The 18,805-nt window shown below is 42.2% G+C and carries 19 protein-coding genes; 4 read left to right on the top strand and 15 right to left on the bottom strand.

Translation table 11 applies throughout. The annotated features are described in order from the left end of the window. Positions 1 to 24: 24 nt before the first annotated feature. Both rimM and rpsP read right to left on the bottom strand, forming a co-directional pair. Positions 25 to 558 (bottom strand): ribosome maturation factor RimM, encoded by a 534-nt coding sequence (gene rimM, locus QO187_RS08050; protein WP_101205950.1) that lies wholly within the window; start codon positions 556 to 558, stop codon positions 25 to 27. Positions 559 to 723: 165 nt separating this feature from the next. After that, positions 724 to 993, bottom strand: a complete 270-nt coding sequence (gene rpsP, locus QO187_RS08045; RefSeq protein WP_021812802.1) for a 30S ribosomal protein S16 — start codon at positions 991 to 993, stop codon at positions 724 to 726. A 426-nt stretch (positions 994 to 1,419) separates the two neighbouring features. On the opposite strand from rpsP, the gene QO187_RS08040 reads away from it, so the two are divergent. After that, positions 1,420 to 2,895: an ATP-binding protein gene (locus tag QO187_RS08040; RefSeq protein ID WP_371547946.1), complete on the top strand. Its 1,476-nt coding sequence runs from the start codon at positions 1,420 to 1,422 to the stop codon at positions 2,893 to 2,895. A 38-nt stretch (positions 2,896 to 2,933) separates the two neighbouring features. Here QO187_RS08040 and QO187_RS08035 read toward each other — a convergent pair whose 3' ends face one another. The 13 genes from QO187_RS08035 to QO187_RS07975 all read right to left on the bottom strand — a co-directional run bounded on the left by QO187_RS08035 (position 2,934) and on the right by QO187_RS07975 (position 16,021). Beyond that, complete coding sequence (locus tag QO187_RS08035; protein ID WP_201548390.1) at positions 2,934 to 3,113, bottom strand: hypothetical protein; 180 nt, start codon at positions 3,111 to 3,113, stop codon at positions 2,934 to 2,936. A 203-nt stretch (positions 3,114 to 3,316) separates the two neighbouring features. Continuing rightward, complete coding sequence (locus tag QO187_RS08030; protein ID WP_371547943.1) at positions 3,317 to 5,014, bottom strand: ATP-binding protein; 1,698 nt, start codon at positions 5,012 to 5,014, stop codon at positions 3,317 to 3,319. A 329-nt stretch (positions 5,015 to 5,343) separates the two neighbouring features. Further along, a complete protein-coding gene (locus tag QO187_RS08025) occupies positions 5,344 to 6,060 on the bottom strand; it encodes a response regulator (RefSeq protein ID WP_057761994.1) in 717 nt (238 codons plus the stop codon). A gap of 601 nt (positions 6,061 to 6,661) precedes the next feature. Next, positions 6,662 to 7,078: a F0F1 ATP synthase subunit epsilon gene (locus tag QO187_RS08020; protein WP_057761996.1), complete on the bottom strand. Its 417-nt coding sequence runs from the start codon at positions 7,076 to 7,078 to the stop codon at positions 6,662 to 6,664. Between the two features lie 114 nt (positions 7,079 to 7,192). Continuing rightward, entirely contained in the window at positions 7,193 to 8,626 is a 1,434-nt protein-coding gene (gene atpD, locus QO187_RS08015) for a F0F1 ATP synthase subunit beta (protein WP_101205954.1), read from the bottom strand. 38 nt (positions 8,627 to 8,664) lie between these two features. Then, the gene (atpG, locus tag QO187_RS08010; protein ID WP_102093132.1) at positions 8,665 to 9,546 is read right to left on the bottom strand and encodes a F0F1 ATP synthase subunit gamma; all 882 of its coding nucleotides are present in this window, start codon (positions 9,544 to 9,546) and stop codon (positions 8,665 to 8,667) included. 216 nt (positions 9,547 to 9,762) lie between these two features. Next, positions 9,763 to 11,307, bottom strand: a complete 1,545-nt coding sequence (gene atpA / locus QO187_RS08005) for a F0F1 ATP synthase subunit alpha (protein ID WP_201601534.1) — start codon at positions 11,305 to 11,307, stop codon at positions 9,763 to 9,765. Between the two features lie 94 nt (positions 11,308 to 11,401). Next, entirely contained in the window at positions 11,402 to 12,025 is a 624-nt protein-coding gene (locus tag QO187_RS08000; RefSeq protein WP_371547939.1) for a F0F1 ATP synthase subunit delta, read from the bottom strand. Positions 12,026 to 12,038: 13 nt separating this feature from the next. Continuing rightward, entirely contained in the window at positions 12,039 to 12,509 is a 471-nt protein-coding gene (locus QO187_RS07995; protein ID WP_101205956.1) for a F0F1 ATP synthase subunit B, read from the bottom strand. Positions 12,510 to 12,626: 117 nt separating this feature from the next. Further along, entirely contained in the window at positions 12,627 to 12,875 is a 249-nt protein-coding gene (gene atpE / locus QO187_RS07990; protein ID WP_010197960.1) for a F0F1 ATP synthase subunit C, read from the bottom strand. A 33-nt stretch (positions 12,876 to 12,908) separates the two neighbouring features. Then, positions 12,909 to 13,775, bottom strand: coding sequence for a F0F1 ATP synthase subunit A (atpB, locus tag QO187_RS07985; protein ID WP_101205957.1), 867 nt, complete (start codon positions 13,773 to 13,775; stop codon positions 12,909 to 12,911). 676 nt (positions 13,776 to 14,451) lie between these two features. Next, entirely contained in the window at positions 14,452 to 14,850 is a 399-nt protein-coding gene (locus tag QO187_RS07980) for an ATP synthase subunit I (RefSeq protein ID WP_102092097.1), read from the bottom strand. A 277-nt stretch (positions 14,851 to 15,127) separates the two neighbouring features. Continuing rightward, positions 15,128 to 16,021, bottom strand: coding sequence for a metal ABC transporter solute-binding protein, Zn/Mn family (locus tag QO187_RS07975; protein WP_371547936.1), 894 nt, complete (start codon positions 16,019 to 16,021; stop codon positions 15,128 to 15,130). A 210-nt stretch (positions 16,022 to 16,231) separates the two neighbouring features. Here QO187_RS07975 and QO187_RS07970 point away from each other — a divergent pair, with 210 nt between their 5' ends. The 3 genes from QO187_RS07970 (at position 16,232) to QO187_RS07960 (ending at position 18,603) form a co-directional block, all read left to right on the top strand. After that, complete coding sequence (locus QO187_RS07970) at positions 16,232 to 16,810, top strand: Fur family transcriptional regulator (RefSeq protein WP_165598211.1); 579 nt, start codon at positions 16,232 to 16,234, stop codon at positions 16,808 to 16,810. A 78-nt stretch (positions 16,811 to 16,888) separates the two neighbouring features. After that, positions 16,889 to 17,686 carry a metal ABC transporter ATP-binding protein gene (locus QO187_RS07965; protein WP_165598212.1) on the top strand — a complete coding sequence of 266 codons (798 nt, stop codon included), beginning with the start codon at positions 16,889 to 16,891 and terminating at the stop codon, positions 17,684 to 17,686. 113 nt (positions 17,687 to 17,799) lie between these two features. Continuing rightward, a complete protein-coding gene (locus QO187_RS07960) occupies positions 17,800 to 18,603 on the top strand; it encodes a metal ABC transporter permease (protein WP_114701802.1) in 804 nt (267 codons plus the stop codon). Positions 18,604 to 18,805 lie beyond the last annotated feature (202 nt).

The raw sequence follows: 18,805 nt of genomic DNA, 5'->3' as shown, positions 1-18,805 counted from the left end.
CTGACTAAAAAGCCAGAAACGCTATTAGTAATCACTCGGCCATGCCACAAGCACTGTTTTTTCAGTCATATTGACTTCTATCACAGTCTGCTTATGCCATGGAATCAGGCGTTCTTCATTGTCCAAACTGTCTGAATTTGCCGTTACACGCATGATGTCATGGGCACCGGTTTCAAACATTTCAGTGATATTACCTAAATACTCATCCTGCTCGTTCATCACGCGCAGACTGACCAAATCCGACCAATAATATTCGTCTTCAGCTGTTTCAGGCAGGACGTTTTGTTCGACCCAAACGGTAACACCGTTCATAGTCTCAGCAACATTACGATCAGGAATCTGCTCAAATTGAGCCACAATTCCTGTTCCTTGCTCACGCCAAGCCTTCACAGTTAAAGGTTTCATGCCAGTGGCAGTTTTCATCCACCACGGCTTCATGTCGAATATTGCTGTACGGTCATCCGTATCACTAAATACCCAAAGCCAGCCTTTAATGCCGTAAGGCTTCTTAAGCTGACCAATTTTCATAAGGGCACTAGCGTTTGGAACAGATGACATAGCAGCTAACCTAACAATGATTAAAACAGCAATTGCAAAAACAATTGCGTCAAAAGCGATAAACAGTTAATGGCGCACCCTGGTCAGACCAGTTACGCTATGTATTCTAAAGTCTACTGAGTCATGTCATAGTTTTGCTATGAACGTCTCAGTAACAACCAAAACTTAAGCAGTTGCTTCAGTTTGAGCTGCAGACTTGTTGTAAGCTTTTGCTAATGAAGCAACGCGATCTGAAGGTTGTGCACCTTTTGCGATCCACGCATTGTACGCTTCCATGTTTAGGCGTACTGCTTCTTCAGACTCTTTAGCGAGTGGGTTAAAAAAGCCGATGTTTTCAATATAGCGACCGTCACGCGCGCGGCGTTGATCAGCAACAACTACTTGATAAAATGGGCGTTTCTTGGCACCGCCCCGTGCTAAACGAATAACAACCATGTGAATTCTCTCTTTCGCAGGTATACCAAAAAGGGCATAATTATATCACAGTCTTTATTTGTTGAAAACATAAACTGTGCATATTTAATTATTTATTAACAATAGCTTAAATGTCGACCTAAGTAAAATATAACTGATAATAATGGCTTATTTTTAAAGTTTTTCTTTAGATTCTATAGATTACTGTCGCTCTTTCTGAAAAATAGATGATTGCTAAATACATTTATCCTTAAGCTTAACTTTATATCTATTCCAATAACTGTTTGGCTCGCTCGTCGATTGCATACTGTATCAGTACTATTTGTTGATTATGCTATTCTATGATATACCGCTATAGATTGATGCACGGACTAGCTTTAAGGCAATCGCAATTAAAGAGCTACACGCTATATCACACTAACTTTTCTTTTACTCTGTTGGACACATATGATCTCTCCGAACCCAAAGCCGCGTCGTAAAGGTTGGCTGCCACGCTCTTATTCCAACACTTGGCTAACGACCTTGATGGTTGCCTTTATCGTGCTTATCAGTGTGAGCTTATCGATTTTGTTCTTTTGGCGCAGTCTGTATCTGCCAGAGTTAAAAAACCATGCGCGTTATTTAACGAGTGAATTACAGCTGATCAATAGCGTCAATAAAGACTGGCAAGGTCGTCCCGAAGTACGTCAATGGATTTACCAGCACTCTCATGTCGTCGTGGTGAATAACCCAAGCGACTTTCCAGAAGTCGCTGACAAGCCATTCGTAAGCTTTTTTACGGATGTATTACAACGTGAAATCGGTGCACAGCTCGGCCGCCCTGTAGAAGTTTATTTTAAATTTAAGCCAACACCCCAGCTATGGGTACAAGATAGCCGTGATAGCAGTTTTTGGATACGTGAGCCTGTGGTTTACTATTCACAATATAGCCCAACGTTATTGGTGCTGTTTTTGATTGGACTGCCTATCCTATCGTTACTCACGATTATTCTGTTAGCGCGTCAGTTGAATCGCCCGCTACGCTACCTACAACGTGCAGCTACTAACTATATTAGGCTTGGTCATGCAACCACACTGCCCACTCAGAAAGGCCCCACAGAGATACGTCAAGTTAACATGGCGTTTAACCGACTGTTTACGACATTGAATCAAGCGCAAAAAGAGCGAACTATTATGCTCGCGGGCATCTCACATGATTTGCGGACGCCGTTGACACGTATGCGTTTGACCGCAGAGATGCTACCAGATGATTTTTTTCGTGAAGGGCTGATTTACGATATTGAGGATATGGATGCCATTTTAGAGCAGTTCATCTCATTTATGAAAGATGGTTCTGATGAGCCAGTCAGCTTGACCAATCTAGACACTATATTTAACGAAATTATGGTGCAGTTTGCGCCAATGAAGTTTGTATATGAGTCAGAATGCGACAAGGTGGTTCCTGTACGTCCATTATCTATCAAGCGTCTGATTATCAACTTGGTTAATAATGCCAAACGTTATGGAAAACCACCTATTTATTTATCGGCAACGGTTGTACCGACGTTTATAGAAACTGTCGAAGACGAAGATACGGATGTGGTCAGCGAAAATGTGGTGAACAAAGAAGCTCAAGAACAGCTAGTGATTTGTGTACGAGATTGCGGTGATGGCGTCGCTGACGATCAATTAGAGCGGATTATGCAACCGTTTGAACGTGGAGAGACGGCACGGACTACTCAAGGTAGCGGACTAGGTCTTGCAATTGTTGATCGTATTGCACGATTACATCACGGTACTGTTGAAGCCATTAACCACCCTGAAGGTGGGCTACAAGTATGTGTACGCATTCCCCTACTCTCTAAAGTCGCTGGAGATACTACGCTAGCGGCTGAAGTAGAAGAGGTATCTGAGGTAGATAATACGGTGCCAAATTCAAAATAGCGATGAGACTTTAATTTGAATAAGCAAAGAGGTAAACGCTAGTCTTTGCTACCAATAGCCGGCGGGATATACTCAGCACTGTTAGTAAAAGCTAATGGCTGGGTAATTTCAGCCTGAGCTGCTTGTAGTGTTTGGGTCGTTGACGGCTGTTTTAAGAATAGATAATAGCCTAACGTAATCGCATTCAACACTACCAAGCCACCAAATAAATATGGCATCCTATGCCTCCTATGACATTGTCCAACTGTCTTAAAAATAGCGACGTGCGCGTCATCTAGCTATAAAGCGCTATCGTGTTATACCGTTAAGATGCCGCTGATTCTCTTTAGCAACATGACTAATAATTATGGCCTAGCCTGATAATTTAGTCTGATGATTTAGTCTGATAGCTTGCTCTTATAGCTTAGCCCTATAACTTGGTTTAGTCTGACAACTTAGTATCGAAGTCGCGCTCGCTTTTCTCTTGCGTTAACTCATCAGCAGCAAGAATTTGCGTCAATGGTTTCATAGGCCATGTCATTACGAACCTTGCACCGCCTAATTCACGACTCTCATCTACCTTCATACTACCATTAAACCAAAAGGCAATACGCGATACAATAGACAAGCCTAGGCCATAGCCACCTGACGCGCGTGTACGGCTGTCATCTAAGCGTGAGAATGGAATGAATACTTTTTCGCGATCTGCTTCAGGAATACCATGTCCATCATCTTCGACACTGACGAAGGCATTGCCTTTTTTGACACCTGCACTAATGATAATGGTTGTTTCTGCATAGCGTAACGCATTACCTGCAAGGTTCTGAATCACACGGTGTAAGTAGCGTCTATCCGCAACTGCTGTGACTTTTGCATTTGGTAAACTGGTTACTATTTTGATAGATTTACCTAGCGCATTGGTTTCGCGCTCGATCTGCTCTAACAGCTCTCTTAAGTTTACTGGTTCTAAATCTAACTTTGGTGACCCTTCCTCAAGCTTAGCATAGGTCAAGATCTCATCAATCAAACCATTAAGCGATTCAATATCTTCATCAATATAGTCACGCTGCATAAAACGTGAGTCTTCGTCATCCGTATCAGCAAGCATATCTACGGCAAATCGAATACGAGCCACTGGAGTACGAAGCTCATGTGAAACCGCTCGGGTAAGCTCTCGCTGTGATTCAATCAAACGCTTAATATGCGAGGTCATGGCATTAAAAGTCGCTGACAAACGTGCTATTTCATCTTGACCAATAACCTGTACTTGAATATCAAGGTTACCTTGACTGACCTCATTCACACCTACCTGAATCAATTGCAGCTTACGCTCAAGCGGGAAGATGAGTGCATATACACCTAAGCTAATTAGGAACATACTGATAAGAATCATACTAATAATTAAGTTAAGCGGGAACCAGTTAAATAACGGTATAGGCCCAATTAAAATTGCCATATCATTGATTTCAGAGGGTACTATTACCCTAATAGCAGAGTTACTCGTACTACTGTTAGTATCTTGCAGTGATATGACGACTTCATCACGACGCAGACGAGCCATCTGATCTGAATCTAACTCAAGTGTATTGACTGCTTTGAACGCTAAAGGAAAAGAAAACTTCTTCTCCAATTCAGCCAAACGTGCGCGTTTGTCCGACAGTGTCATGTGATAAGACAAATCGTCTAACAAAAAGACCGCGATTGCCCGCACTTGCTGTTCGGTAACTTGAGAGATTCTCGCTGTTAAAACACTCTTGTTATCCGGCAAACGATAATAAACATCTGCATATACAGGCTGGTTAAAATAACGTACAACGGTATTATCATTTTTAAAGCGGCGTAGCTCACTGGCACTAAAGTCTACTTCGTCAATAGGCAAGACTTTAAAAGTAGTACCAAACAAACTGCTCGCATCTGATAACCAATATTCACGCTCTTCCTCGCTATTTTGGTGAGAGATTCCTTCACTCACCAAATGGAACGCCCCCATTGCCATATTTTCACGATAGGACTGCACACGTTCCTTATTGATGGTATCCATCAATAACTGCGCAAAGAGTGCCACACACAAGCAGACTATAAGTAGCCCAGCATAGATACGAACAAAAATACTGTGTTTTAAAGAAGAGACTAATGACATACGTGCCGTGACCAACTTAATAAATAGAGATTGCCAATATCATCAAACATATAGGTAGTGCTATGTGTTTGACGATATCGAACATGATCGAATAGGGATAGACTTTAACTTTGACTTTTAATTACCGTATTTTAATCCATATGCAGCAATCATCCAAAGACTTATATGTATGACATATATTTAGTCAGCGTCTATAATAATGGCTTAATTAAACCACATAACACTGCATTTAAGTTTAAAAATTAAAATTTAGCCACAAAAAAACCAGCATCGTTGCTGGTTTTTTCGAATAGTGATTAATAATTAATCAACCTATAGAAGCAACAATATTAGTTGCCTTCTTTTACGAATAGATAGCCTTTACTACGTACGGTCTTAATACGCTTTGGATTTTCTGGATCATCACCGATTTTTGGACGAATACGTGAGATACGTACGTCAATTGAACGATCTTGACCATCATACTCAATACCGCGTAGACGCTCAAAGATATCTTCACGAGATAGAATACGACCTGCGTTAGAAGCAAGCAACCATAGTAGATCATATTCAGCACTGGTGAAATCAACCAACTCATCACCTAGGTTAACTGAACGACCGCCGTTATCAATTACTAACTCGCCAAACTCCAGACGTTGTGGCACATCTTCTGATGGTGCATTTTCTGAGCGGCGCAGTAGCGCACGAATACGGGCAAGCAATACACGTGGCTGAGCAGGCTTGGCAACATAATCGTCAGCACCCATCTCAAGACCCAATACCTGATCCATGTCTTCAGTACGTGCAGTCAACATCAAAATTGGATTTTGATAATGCGGACGCACTTCACGGCAGACAGTCAGACCATCGCTACCAGGTAGCATGACATCAAGTACAACCATATCTGGTTGCTCATTGACGATACGGCGAATAGCACGATTACCATCAGTTTCAATTGCCACTTCTAAACCATTTTTGACCAAGTAATCTTGAGTCAACATGGCCAGACGCTCATCATCTTCAACAATCAAGATTCGGGGGGTGTTGTCTTCTTCATTCGTTGTCATTGTTATATCCTCTAATACATCTAATTTAAAAGCAGTAAAAGTAAGAGCGGTAAAATTAATAGCACCATATAGTGGCACAATTGATGTTCGTATAGCTGTTACAAACTTGGTAGCACAGTATACTATTAAATTATCAGCTTCCTATACTATAGCTTATAGTCGGTAACAAAACCTATAAACTACCCCTATCAAAACTTTAGTTTGCGTCCAGAAATTATGCCAATTACTTCGTTACTACATCGCAATTTGTATTATCTATCGTTTGCTGATTAGCCAAACCATCGAGCCAACGTTATCGCGTACAGTTACTGCTCGTTACTTATAATACGTTATGTCTAATATAACCATATATTACCCTTGTCGCCAGTGTCTTTTTAAGAAAATTCCAATGGACGATGATTCATTGATAATAAAAGATTTTTCCTGAGAATAGAGTGAACTGCCACAAATATTATCCAAGTGATAATCATATGTATTCAATGCAGAACCGTTAATTTCATAATGAATAGACATAAAAAAAACAGCCCATATAATGGACTGTCTTTTTATCATTATTTCTAGCGACAACTCTAAATTATTAGCTAGAGCTATCAGTAATAAATTACGCGCGGTTTTTGTACTTACGAATAGTCTGTAATTGTCCCACTGACTCTGCAAGTGAGGCCAAAGCCGCATTGGTTTGTAGCGTATCAGACTGGTTAACTAACATTTGCTCAGCCTTTTTACGTGCTTCGACAATTTTGCTTTCGTCAAGATTGTGTGCACGCATGGCTGTATCAGCCAATACCGTAACCATCTTAGGCTGTACTTCTAGTACACCACCTGAGACATAAATTACTTCTTCTTCACCGTTTGGTGTTTGCACTCGCATTGCACCTGGCTTTAGCAAAGTAATAAGCGGTGTGTGACCTGGCAATACACCAATCTCGCCTTCGGTACCAGTAGCTATTAACATGCTAATTTCGCCTGAATACAACTCTTCACGAGCACTTACGACGCGACATTGTAACGTTGCCATACTTAATTCCTTACCATCAAAGCGCGATCAAAAAACAGTAAAACTGCGATGCGTTACTGAAGAGTAGATACAAGGTTTATATTATATCTACTCGTTAGCTTATGCTCATACAACTTACGCTGACTTAGACTTCATTTTTTCAGCTTTAGCGACTACTTCATCGATGCTACCAGCCATGTAGAACGCTTGCTCTGGTAGGTCATCGTATTCACCAGCGATGATTGCTTTAAAGCTAGCAATGGTATCGCGTAGTGGTACGTATTTACCAGGTGCACCAGTGAAGACTTCGGCTACGTGGAATGGCTGAGACAAGAAGCGCTGAATCTTACGAGCACGATAAACAACCAGTTTATCTTCTTCTGATAGCTCATCCATACCCAAGATAGCGATGATGTCTTTAAGCTCTTTATAACGCTGTAGAACTTCCTGAACACCACGAGCAACATTATAATGATCTTCGCCGATTACTTGTGGATCTAGCTGACGTGATGTTGAATCCAATGGATCAACCGCAGGATAGATACCTTGTGATGCGATATCACGGCTTAGTACAACTGTTGCATCCAAGTGAGCAAACGTTGTAGCAGGTGATGGATCGGTCAAATCATCCGCAGGTACGTATACCGCCTGAACTGAAGTGATAGAGCCTGACTGAGTTGACGTAATACGTTCTTGTAGTAAGCCCATCTCTTCAGCTAGTGTTGGCTGATAACCAACCGCTGACGGCATACGACCAAGTAGTGCTGATACTTCTGTACCCGCTAGTGTATAACGGTAGATGTTATCAACAAACAATAGTACGTCACGACCTTTGCCAGTAACAGGATCTTTGGTATCACGGAAATATTCAGCCATGGTCAAACCAGACAGTGCAACACGTAAACGGTTACCCGGTGGCTCATTCATCTGGCCATATACCATTGCTACTTTAGACTTACTGAAGTCTTCGGTGTTTACAACGCCAGCTTCCTGCATTTCGTGATAGAAATCGTTACCTTCACGAGTACGCTCACCAACACCAGCAAATACTGACAAACCTTCATGTTTTAGAGCGATGTTGTTGATCAGCTCCATCATGTTAACAGTTTTACCAACACCAGCACCGCCGAACAGACCAACTTTACCACCTTTAGCGAATGGGCAAAGTAGATCGATAACTTTAATACCAGTCTCTAGTAGCTCAGTGCTGTTTGACTGATCCGCGTAGCTTGGTGCTTCACGGTGGATAGACCATTTGTCGTCAGCAACAACAGGACCTTCTTCATCGATAGGACGACCAAGAACATCCATGATGCGACCTAGCGTACCAGTACCTACAGGCACAGAGATAGGTGCGCCAGTATTAGTAACAGGTAGGTTACGCTTTAAACCTTCGGTTGAACCCATTGCAATAGTACGTACAATACCGTCACCCAGCTGTTGCTGTACTTCTAGGGTAGTTTCGGTACCGTCTACTTGCAAGGCATCAAAAATTTGAGGAACTTCATTACGGTTGAACTCAACGTCAAGAACCGCGCCAATAATCTGTACAATACGACCGCTACTCATTGCGTTCTCCTTGAACTTCTATATATAGGTGTAGTCAATTATGAAACAGCAGCAGCACCGCCAACGATTTCCGAGATTTCTCGGGTAATCGCCGCTTGACGCAGCTTGTTATAAACCAACTGTAAATCGTTAATAAGGTCACCAGCATTATCTGTTGCCGCTTTCATCGCAACCATACGTGAAGATTGCTCAGAGGCAATGTTTTCCATTACCGCTTGATAAACAATCGACTCAATATAGCGACCAAGCAATTCATCAATTAACGTCTTGATGTCAGGCTCGTAGATATAATCCCAGCTAAGTTCTGTCTGTAGACCACTGTCTTCATCATCGAATGACTGCTCTGGTAGAGGAACCAACTGATTGACTGTTGGTTTTTGAGTCATCGCATTGACGAATCGGTTGTAGACCACATAGATACGGTCAATATTGCCGTTACTATAGTCTTCAAGCATCGCTTGAACCGGTGCATTCAATTGTTCAAACGTTGGTTTATCGCCATAATCGGTCACAGCCGATGTAACTTTACCACCAAAGTTTTTAAAGAAACTCACACCTTTGGCACCGATGACTGCAAACTCAGCTTGTACAGACTGATCTTGATAATCTTGGATACTTTTAGTTAGGGCTTTGAATAAGTTAATATTCAAACCACCCGCTAGGCCACGGTCAGAGGTAATGACAATATAGCCAACCTTATTGACTGGACGCGATACCATATACGGATGTTTGTAGTCTGATGAGGCATGCACCAAATGTGAAATAACCCGGCGCATACTATCAGCATACGGGCGACCCACTTCCATGCGCTCTTGCGCACGGCGCATTTTACTTGCCGCTACCATTTGCATAGCACGAGTAATTTTCTGGGTGCTTTTAATACTGGTGACTTTGGCACGTATCTCTTTTAAGCTTGCCATAATGATTCCAATATAAGAGGGTTAAAAAGCATTGGCGCATGCGACAATCGTTTGATATACAACATCAATCCTACAGAATAATATTTTATATCTTGTGGCATTACGCGATCTAATACCGATAATGGTTAAAACAGTGGCGCAAATATCTGGTCAGACAACGCGCCACTTTATCAGCTCTAAGCTACAGTTATAACCAATTCGGCTTAACCCGTTAAATTAATAACTGTGATTTTGTTTAAAGGTCTCTAGAGATGACTTTAAACGACCTGCGATATCATCATTGTAGTTCGCAGTGTCATCAATCTCACGCATCAATTCACTTTGCTCATCATGCATATAACGTAGGTACGCTTCTTCGAAAGAACCAATCTTTTCGACAGGTACGTCAGCTAAGAAGCCTTCGTTTGAAGCATAGATAACGGCTGCTTGCTCAGAGATTGACATCGGCTGATACTGCTTCTGCTTCATCAATTCAGTCACACGCTCACCATGATCAAGCTGCTCGCGAGTTGCATCATCAAGATCTGATGCGAACTGAGCGAATGCTGCTAGTTCACGATACTGAGCTAGAGCGGTACGAATACCACCAGATAGCTTTTTGATGATCTTAGTCTGAGCAGCACCACCAACACGAGATACCGAGATACCAGCGTTTACTGCTGGACGGATACCTGAGGCGAATAAGCTAGACTCTAGGAAGATCTGACCATCAGTGATCGAAATAACGTTGGTTGGTACGAATGCAGATACGTCACCAGCTTGTGTTTCAATGATTGGTAGTGCGGTTAGAGAACCAGTTTTACCTTTCACTTCACCGTTAGTGAACTTTTCTACATAATCAGCATTTACACGTGATGCACGTTCAAGTAGGCGTGAGTGTAAATAGAATACGTCACCAGGATAAGCTTCACGACCTGGCGGACGACGTAATAGTAGTGAAATCTGACGATAAGCAACTGCTTGCTTTGATAAGTCATCAAATACAATCAGTGCATCTTCGCCGCGGTCACGGAAGTATTCACCCATCGTACAACCTGAGTACGGTGCGATATACTGAAGTGCTGCAGGCTCTGATGCTGAAGCAACCACAACAGTGGTATATTCTAGTGCACCAGTTTGCTCAAGCTTACGTACTACGTTAGCGATAGTCGAACGTTTCTGTCCGATAGCCACGTATACACATTTAATGCCTGAAGCTTTCTGTGCGATGATCGCATCGATAGCCATCGCTGTTTTACCAGTCTGACGGTCACCAATGATAAGCTCACGCTGACCACGACCGATTGGGATCATGGTATCAACGGCTTTATAACCAGTCATTACTGGTTGATCTACTGATTGACGGTCGATAACGCCTGGAGCGATCTTTTCGACTTTATCAGTCATCTTGGCATTGATCGGACCCTTGCCATCAATAGGATTACCCAAAGCATCAACAACACGGCCTAACAGCTCAGGACCTACTGGTACTTCAAGAATACGACCAGTACAATAGGCTTTTTGACCTTCTTGCAGCTTTAGGTAATCGCCAAGTACTACCGCGCCAACAGAATCACGCTCTAAGTTTAGAGCCATTCCGTAGATTTCGCCTTCAAACTCAATCATTTCGCCGTACATGGCATCTTCAAGACCATGAATCTGCACGATACCGTCAGATACTTTGACAATCGTGCCTTCATTCTTTGCAGTTGCACCCGCATCAAGGTCTTGAATACGCTGCTTAATCAGATTACTGATTTCCGCTGGATTCAATTGTTGCATTGCCTTGTTTCCTTTAATTTATGATAACCCGCCCACTGACTCAAATGCTCTTACTGTCACGCAGACACTATCATGACTGCATCGATAAATAGCATTAGGCAGTTAGCTGTGTTTTTAACTGTTGTAACTTGCCGCGCATCGAATCATCAATGACTTTGTCACCGACTTTGATTGTAGCGCCTGCCAATAGACTTGGATCAACTGATTCATGAATGACTACACTGGCATTTAGCGAGGTAGCAAGACGCGTTTGCAGCATTTGACGCTGTTCATCAGTCAATGGGTAGGCAGAAGTCACATATGCGTCAAGCTGCTTTAAGCTTATTGCCTTGTGACGGCGATAATGCTCATAAACTTCAGGAAGCAGCGCCAGACGCTCTTGTTGCGCCAACTGCTTAACAAAATTATTGAGCTGGGGTGATACTTTAGGGTAGCTAATACTGTTACCGTAGCGAGAACCTTTGCTCTCGCCCAGTAGCTGTTTAAAAGCAGAGTCGCTATCACCGGCTACTTGTGAGTCATAAAGATCGACCAAAGCAGCTGACTTATGCTCAGCAGAAACAGCTGGATTGTCTAGCCAAGTACTGAACGACTTGTCATTGACAACAGTGCTAGCGACAAGTAAGAAGTTTTCCCACTCGTTGACTGCGCCGTTTTCGTTGGCATAGTCAAACGCGGCTTTAGCGTACGGTCGTGCTAAGGTTGATAAGTCAGCCATTATATCCTCACAATTACAGCTTCGCCGCCAGTTGGTCTAACATACTGGCATGTTTTTGCACATCGACTTTGTCTTGCAAAATCTTCTCTGCACCAAGTACAGCCAGTTCAGCAACTTGGGCACGCAATGATTCACGCGCTTGATTGATTTCTTGATCGATAGATGCTTGCGCTTGTTGACGAATGCGCTCGCCTTCCGCTTGGGCTTGCGATTTTGCATCTTCGACGAGCTGATTGGCACTCTTGTTCGCTTGCTCGATTAGAGCAGCAGCCTTGGTCTTTGCAAGATCAAGTTCCTGCTGGACATTTTGCTCCGCGGTCGCCAAATCTGCTTTTGCTTTTTCTGCGGCATTCAGACCTTCAGCAATTTTACGCTGACGCTCATTGATGGCACCGATAAGTGGTGGCCACACGAATTTCATGCAAAAAATCACAAATATTGCAAAAGCAATGGCTTGACCGACGAGGGTAAAATTGATATTCACGTGATCACCTCTTTGTTAATGAAAAATCAGTTTCATTGATCATGTTTGGTAGTCAAATCTTGACTATATTTGATAGAAAGTCTCCGAATACCAAACATTTACAACTGAGCTTTCGGATTAACCTGCTAGAGGGTTAGCGAACAACAATAGCATAGCAATACCAACACCGATCATCGGAATAGCATCAAGAAGACCTGCTACGATGAACATACGAGTTTGCAATTGTGAGCCAAGCTCTGGTTGACGCGCAACGCCTTCTAAGAATTTTCCACCTAGAATAGCAAAACCAATACCTGTGCCAAGTGCGCCAAGACCGATAAGTAGTGCTACTGCGATAACTGTGTAACCACCTAATACTGGATCCATTGATGTATCCTCATTTACCTATTGAATGTCTAATTAATGTTCAGTTGATGATGCAAGCGACATGTAAACTATCGTCAGCATCATGAATACGAACGCTTGAAGTGTAATAACTAAGATGTGGAAGATAGCCCACGGTACCGATAACGCCCATTGAATCCAAAACGGCATTAGAGCAATCAGTATGAAAATCAATTCCCCAGCATACATGTTGCCAAATAGACGCAGACCAAGTGATACAGGTTTGGCTATTAGAGTAACTGCTTCTAGGATGAAGTTGATGGGAATCAAAATCGCTTGTACGATTGGGTTTTTGGCGCCAAACGGATGCAGTGTTAACTCACCGATAAAGCCGCCCAAACCTTTTTCTTTAATGCTATAAAAGATAATCAGTGCAAAGACAGAGAACGACATGCCAAGCGTGATGTTAGGATCAGTCGTTGGAACAATCTTAAAGAAAACATGATGTGGATCATGGCCCATAGCGGCACCGATTTGCCCAGCAATACCTGGAATGAAATCAACAGGTATCAAATCCATCAAGTTCATCAAAAAGATCCAGACAAAAATGGTCAACGCCAATGGCGCAATCAGTTTTGATGTACCACTGTATGAATCGCGAACGTTGTTATCAACAAACTCAACGATCATCTCAACTGCTGCCTGAGTTTTTCCTGGCACGCCTGAAGTGACTTTTTTGGCGACCATCCAAAAGACGGCGCAAAATAAGATACCTAGACCAATCGACCATAGCATAGAATCAAGATGGATAGCGTTAAAGCCCATTGCTCCTGCTTCTTCAGCAGTATGAGCAACTTTCCAACCTTCGCCCGGCAGATAGCCATACGTCCAATTCGTTAAGTGGTGAGAGATATATTCTGATGATGTTTGCTCGGATGCCATAATGTAAGCTTCTTATTAATCAACGATTTAATCAACTACCAAAAATATGGTTGTCATCTGATGAGGTGTAGTATTTATATCTATCTTGCTATTAAGCAGACAAATAGACCGTACTAAATCACTCATGTAACCAACAACATCCAACCCATAGTTCTATTACTAATATGCAATATTTGATAGCGTGAGATAAATTTTAGCTATCAAAAAAGGGCTTATGATAACTCAGTAATAGCCCTTGCATTTTTATACGCAAAATTATTATATATGTGCTCGCCCACTGACCGTTTTTTACGATCGGCGCTTAATGTAGCGCTTATAAGCAAAATATTTAGCCGCCTATATTAATGCAGCGTTGTATTCGTGTAAAGTCAATTGTGATTTTTTTATCCACTGTATGAATAAGTTAGCCACCAGTTTTACTTGCTAATATAGCTACTAACCATAATTAGATAACAGCACTCTAATTATCAGCAATACAGATAGTTGAATAACCCCTACCCTCTCACTGCATACTACGTCTAACATTGAGACTCATAGTGCGGTCTTTACAATCACTGGTGCTATCCTAAGACAGCGTTGTGCTTCGACTTTTCGAACTAGTCATAGAGAAGCTGGACGGCAGGGTGACTTGCCAGTACTATTAATAAACCATCTGTTTAGCGATCATTTATTAGCGCTAGCGTATATGCCACAACATCCAACTGTGACTAATTTGCATTACCATAAAACCGATAAACAGCGCTGGCGCAGATAGGGGTTGTACGGTAATAAAAATTAGTGCAAAACCAAACACGGTCAATAACCATTTTGACATTTGACCCCGATATAGCTGGCTAACGATGTGTTGGCGCGCGCGATATCCGGTGTACCAAAAAATAAAAAACGCAAATACTGCTTGAGTGATAAAACTTAGTAGCGCACCAATTGCAGTGCTTTTTGCTATCGTAAGCTCACTATGTAACCAAATAGTATCTACTAACCAAGCAATGATAATAAGGATAAATAGTATCCATGCTTGTCGTTTAATATAGATGCCAATCTTGTCTTTTTGCGTGCGTTTGGCAGGCTTGGTCATCGGTATTCCTATAGCCCTTACAGCATTGGGACAATATATCATACTTATGATAATTTTATCCGTGAATGACTTACTCTACAGGCATTACCTTTCGGCCAAAATAAAACGCTACTTATTATAGGTAGAGCGTAACTATTAAGCAAGTAAAATATGACTTTTATCAGTCACCTAACGCATTTTGCTAAGATTATTATATTATGTAGTCTGTAATAAATGCTTGAAGCGAAGCTATACAACCAACTCAATCAATCTGAGCAAATTGCTGTTTTTGGCTACATTACGAAATACATTGATATATCTGTTTGGCCATACTCTGCCAACCGCTGATAAAGTCATCGCTACTACTCATGTCTTCTGGTTGTACCGTACTCTTCACTGGCTGCAATTTCGCAAGTAAGCCTTTTGCTGGCTCACTTGGACTGACCAAACACATTTGCTTGGCTGGACGTTGCTCATTTAACCAACGTAGTTGGCTTGCTTTAGGTGATAGATGATGATCTACGCTCAGGCTGCCAACGAGCGTTAAGTGTAAGCTGTCTTCGATATATTGATAAGCATCATGATAAGCCCAATAAGGTCGTGTTTTTGAGGCACTCTGAATAGAGGTTTGCTCAAATGCAGTAACTTCTCTGTCTAGTTGCTGTGCAAATTTTTTCGCATTAGCTTGATACAGATCTTTATATTGCGGATTGGCATGACTATGAATCACAGCCAATGCGCGAGTAATGGCTTTGGCATTTTCAGGGTCTAGCCAAATATGTGGATCTAGTGTACCCGCGATGGTACCGCCCTTTACATCACGTAAGGGCTGACGATTGAATGCATCGAATTCAAATAAAGCAATGGCATTTGGGGCTGTTTTTAGACTTGCTGCTAGATTGTTTTCTAGCGGCTCACCGAACCATACGACGAACTTGCTGTCTTTGATTGCTTTGATATCACCTGGGCTGATACTACCATGATGACCCACCTCCCCCGCTTGCAATAGTCGATTGGCTGATGGCGCGCCTTCTGTTACTGCTTCACTTAACAAGAATAGCGGATAATTACTAACACTGACCGTTGCAGCTTGTGCATTCAGTGTGAAAGTTCCTAGAACGATCAGTCCTGTCATTAGCAAGCGCTGTAATGTGATAAGCGAACGTACGGAGTAAGTAAAAACAGCGTTCATAGTAAGCTCTTTTATTGTTAGATAGCATTGTTGGATAACGAACGTACAAGTAATAGTGTCCTGCCCCACTCCTGTAAAAAGGGTAGATATACAAGACTACTATAAGAAAATTAACTCATTTCTTATAGTAGTATGTTATACTATAACAATAAAAAACGCTATCATAAAAAACGTCATGCGATTACCATGCTATTTTTAGGAGCTTGTACCATGTCTATTACTTCATCGATCTGCGAACATTTGCATGATGTGCAAGATCTGACTCCGCATGATGTTCATGAACGCTTAGCAGCAGCTAAAGAGCATTGCCGTCTAAATGGCGCGCGCTTTACGCCTTTGCGTCAGCAGATATACCAATTAGTCTTGGAGGCAGATCAGCCCGTTGGCGCTTATGACCTAATCACTCAGTTGCAGCAAATGCGACTGTCTATACCTAATGATAGTAATATTCAAAAAGTAGCGAGTTCACCAACAGTGTCGGTAGAAACTAAGATAACCAAAAAACGCACGCCGAAAAATGTCGCGCCGCCAACGGTTTATCGCAGTTTAGAATTTTTGCTAAGTGAAGGGTTGATTCATCAATTAACCTCTATTAATGCTTATGTTCCTTGCTGTCATCCTCGCGCCCAGCATACAGCCGCATTTTTGATCTGCGATCAGTGTCAACGGGTGCAAGAATGCAGCAGCCTGCCCGTTCAGGAAATGATGAGCTTTGCCGAGCAAGATGTGGGGTTTGTGGTTGAGCGTAGCGTCATTGAGCTTAGCGGTCGTTGCCAAGCTTGCCAGTAAAATTAAAACTACTGTGGTTTTTGTGAGCGTTTTAAGCATGATTCGTCGATTGTCTATTTAACTATGCGTTGTCATATTATGAATATCTCTACCCTACCTTCTAATCAGTTAAATACTACTGTTGCGAATAGCAGTACTGTGAGTAATGCTGACAAATTATTGAGCTTAAACAATATCAGTTACCATATTGGGCCTCAACGCCTGCTCTCTCACATCGATATTGACATTGCTGTTAATGAGACGGTCAGTCTTATCGGTCCCAATGGCGCTGGTAAATCAACACTAGTCAAACTCATCTTAGGTTTGATTGAGTCAACTGATGGCTCTATGACAGCACATAAGCCGCTACGGCTTGGTTATGTACCGCAGCGATTTGCTGTGCCACCGATATTACCACTGCGTGTCTGCGACTTGTTGGGGCAAGCAGATAAAAAACGTTTAACCTCTGAGCAGCGACAGTTTATCTTTGATAACTTATCATTAACGCATTTACTGTCACGGCAGATGTTGCATTTATCAGGTGGTGAGACGCAGCGCGTGTTGCTAGCTAGAGCGCTACTAGACAAACCTAACTTGCTTATTTTAGATGAGCCGATGCAAGGTCTCGATCCCGATACTGAAGTTTGGCTATATCAGTTTATTGATGAGCTGCCTGATTTCTTACGTTGCGCCATGCTAGTGGTGTCTCATGATTTGCACTGGGTCATGAAAGGCAGCCGCCGCGTCATTTGTTTGAATAAGCATATTTGCTGTGAAGGACAACCAAGCGAGCTGGCCATTAGTACTGAATTTCAAAAGCTATTTGGTCATCATTATGAGCAGCCATACGTGCATCAGCCTCATGCCTGTGAACACCATGCGCCAAGCGAGTTATAGCGTTAGTAATCAAGGCTCAAAATCGCCAAAATCCAGCTCATTAAAGCCAAAACTATTAAACATATAAATAATACGGCTTTACTCTTTTATAAAAAATTTTACGGACATTCATTATGACTGCTTGGTTAGCCATCATTGCGCCTGCTTGGATCGCTGGCAGTATATTAGCGTTATTATCAGCGCCGTTAGGTTGCTTGGTATTGTGGCGGCGTATGGCATTCTTCGCCGATGCCTTAGCCCATGGCACGTTGCTAGGTGTGGCTTTGGCTGTGTGGTGGCAACTGCCAATGGGTATCGGCATTGCATTGATCAGTGTCATGGTCGTACTGGGACTGGTATTGATTGATGATGAGCGTCTGCCAGTGGATGCTGTACTGGCAGTCGTTTCGGTATCGCTCTTATGCCTAGGCTTGCTGGCTTTGACCCAATTGACTGACCAACAGGCCAATGTGCTCGGGTTTTTGTTCGGCAACTTATTAGATCTTGATTGGGCAGATTTGCCTTTGCTTGCTGGTAGCGTATTAGCTGGCTTGGGACTGCTTATCTACATTTGGCCTGCGCAAATCAAGCTGGCAACGCATGAAGCATTGGCACGTATTCAAGGTATCAACCCAACACGGCAACGGCTGTTTTTTATGGGTGTACTGGCAGGGTTTTGTGCGATTGCATTACAGGCGGTTGGCAGTCTATTAATTAGCGGATTATTAGTGCTACCTGCACTGACCGCACGTCTATGGTCAGCATCGCCAAAACAAATGGTGATTATAGCGTTGATAATCGCTCAACTGGGTGTGACACTTGGTGTGTGGGGCAGTATTTGGCTAGATATTCAGACAGGTCTTTCTATCGTCTTGATATTAGCGGCTTTATTTTTTACTGCACTCATTTTTTCGAAGTTAATAAAGATAAAACTTTAGTTAGCGTCGCTGTAAATACGTTATAATAAATAAAACACGACTGTTTTTCGCTATCTTTTTGTTCGACTTTATTTTATTAATATAATGAATACTTTAGTTCAATATTACTATAAGTTGGCTCTAACTTTGATATTACTAGTTAATAGTATAAATATCGTTGATTCGAGTTAAAGTAAGCTCAAGGCAAACACTGTGCTCTTTT

The sequence above is a fragment of the Psychrobacter sp. Arc9 genome (assembly GCF_041431295.1).
In the GTDB taxonomy this organism is placed as follows: domain Bacteria; phylum Pseudomonadota; class Gammaproteobacteria; order Pseudomonadales; family Moraxellaceae; genus Psychrobacter.
The sequence above is the reverse complement of the archived record's forward strand: the minus strand, read 5'-3'. Positions and strand labels throughout refer to the sequence as shown.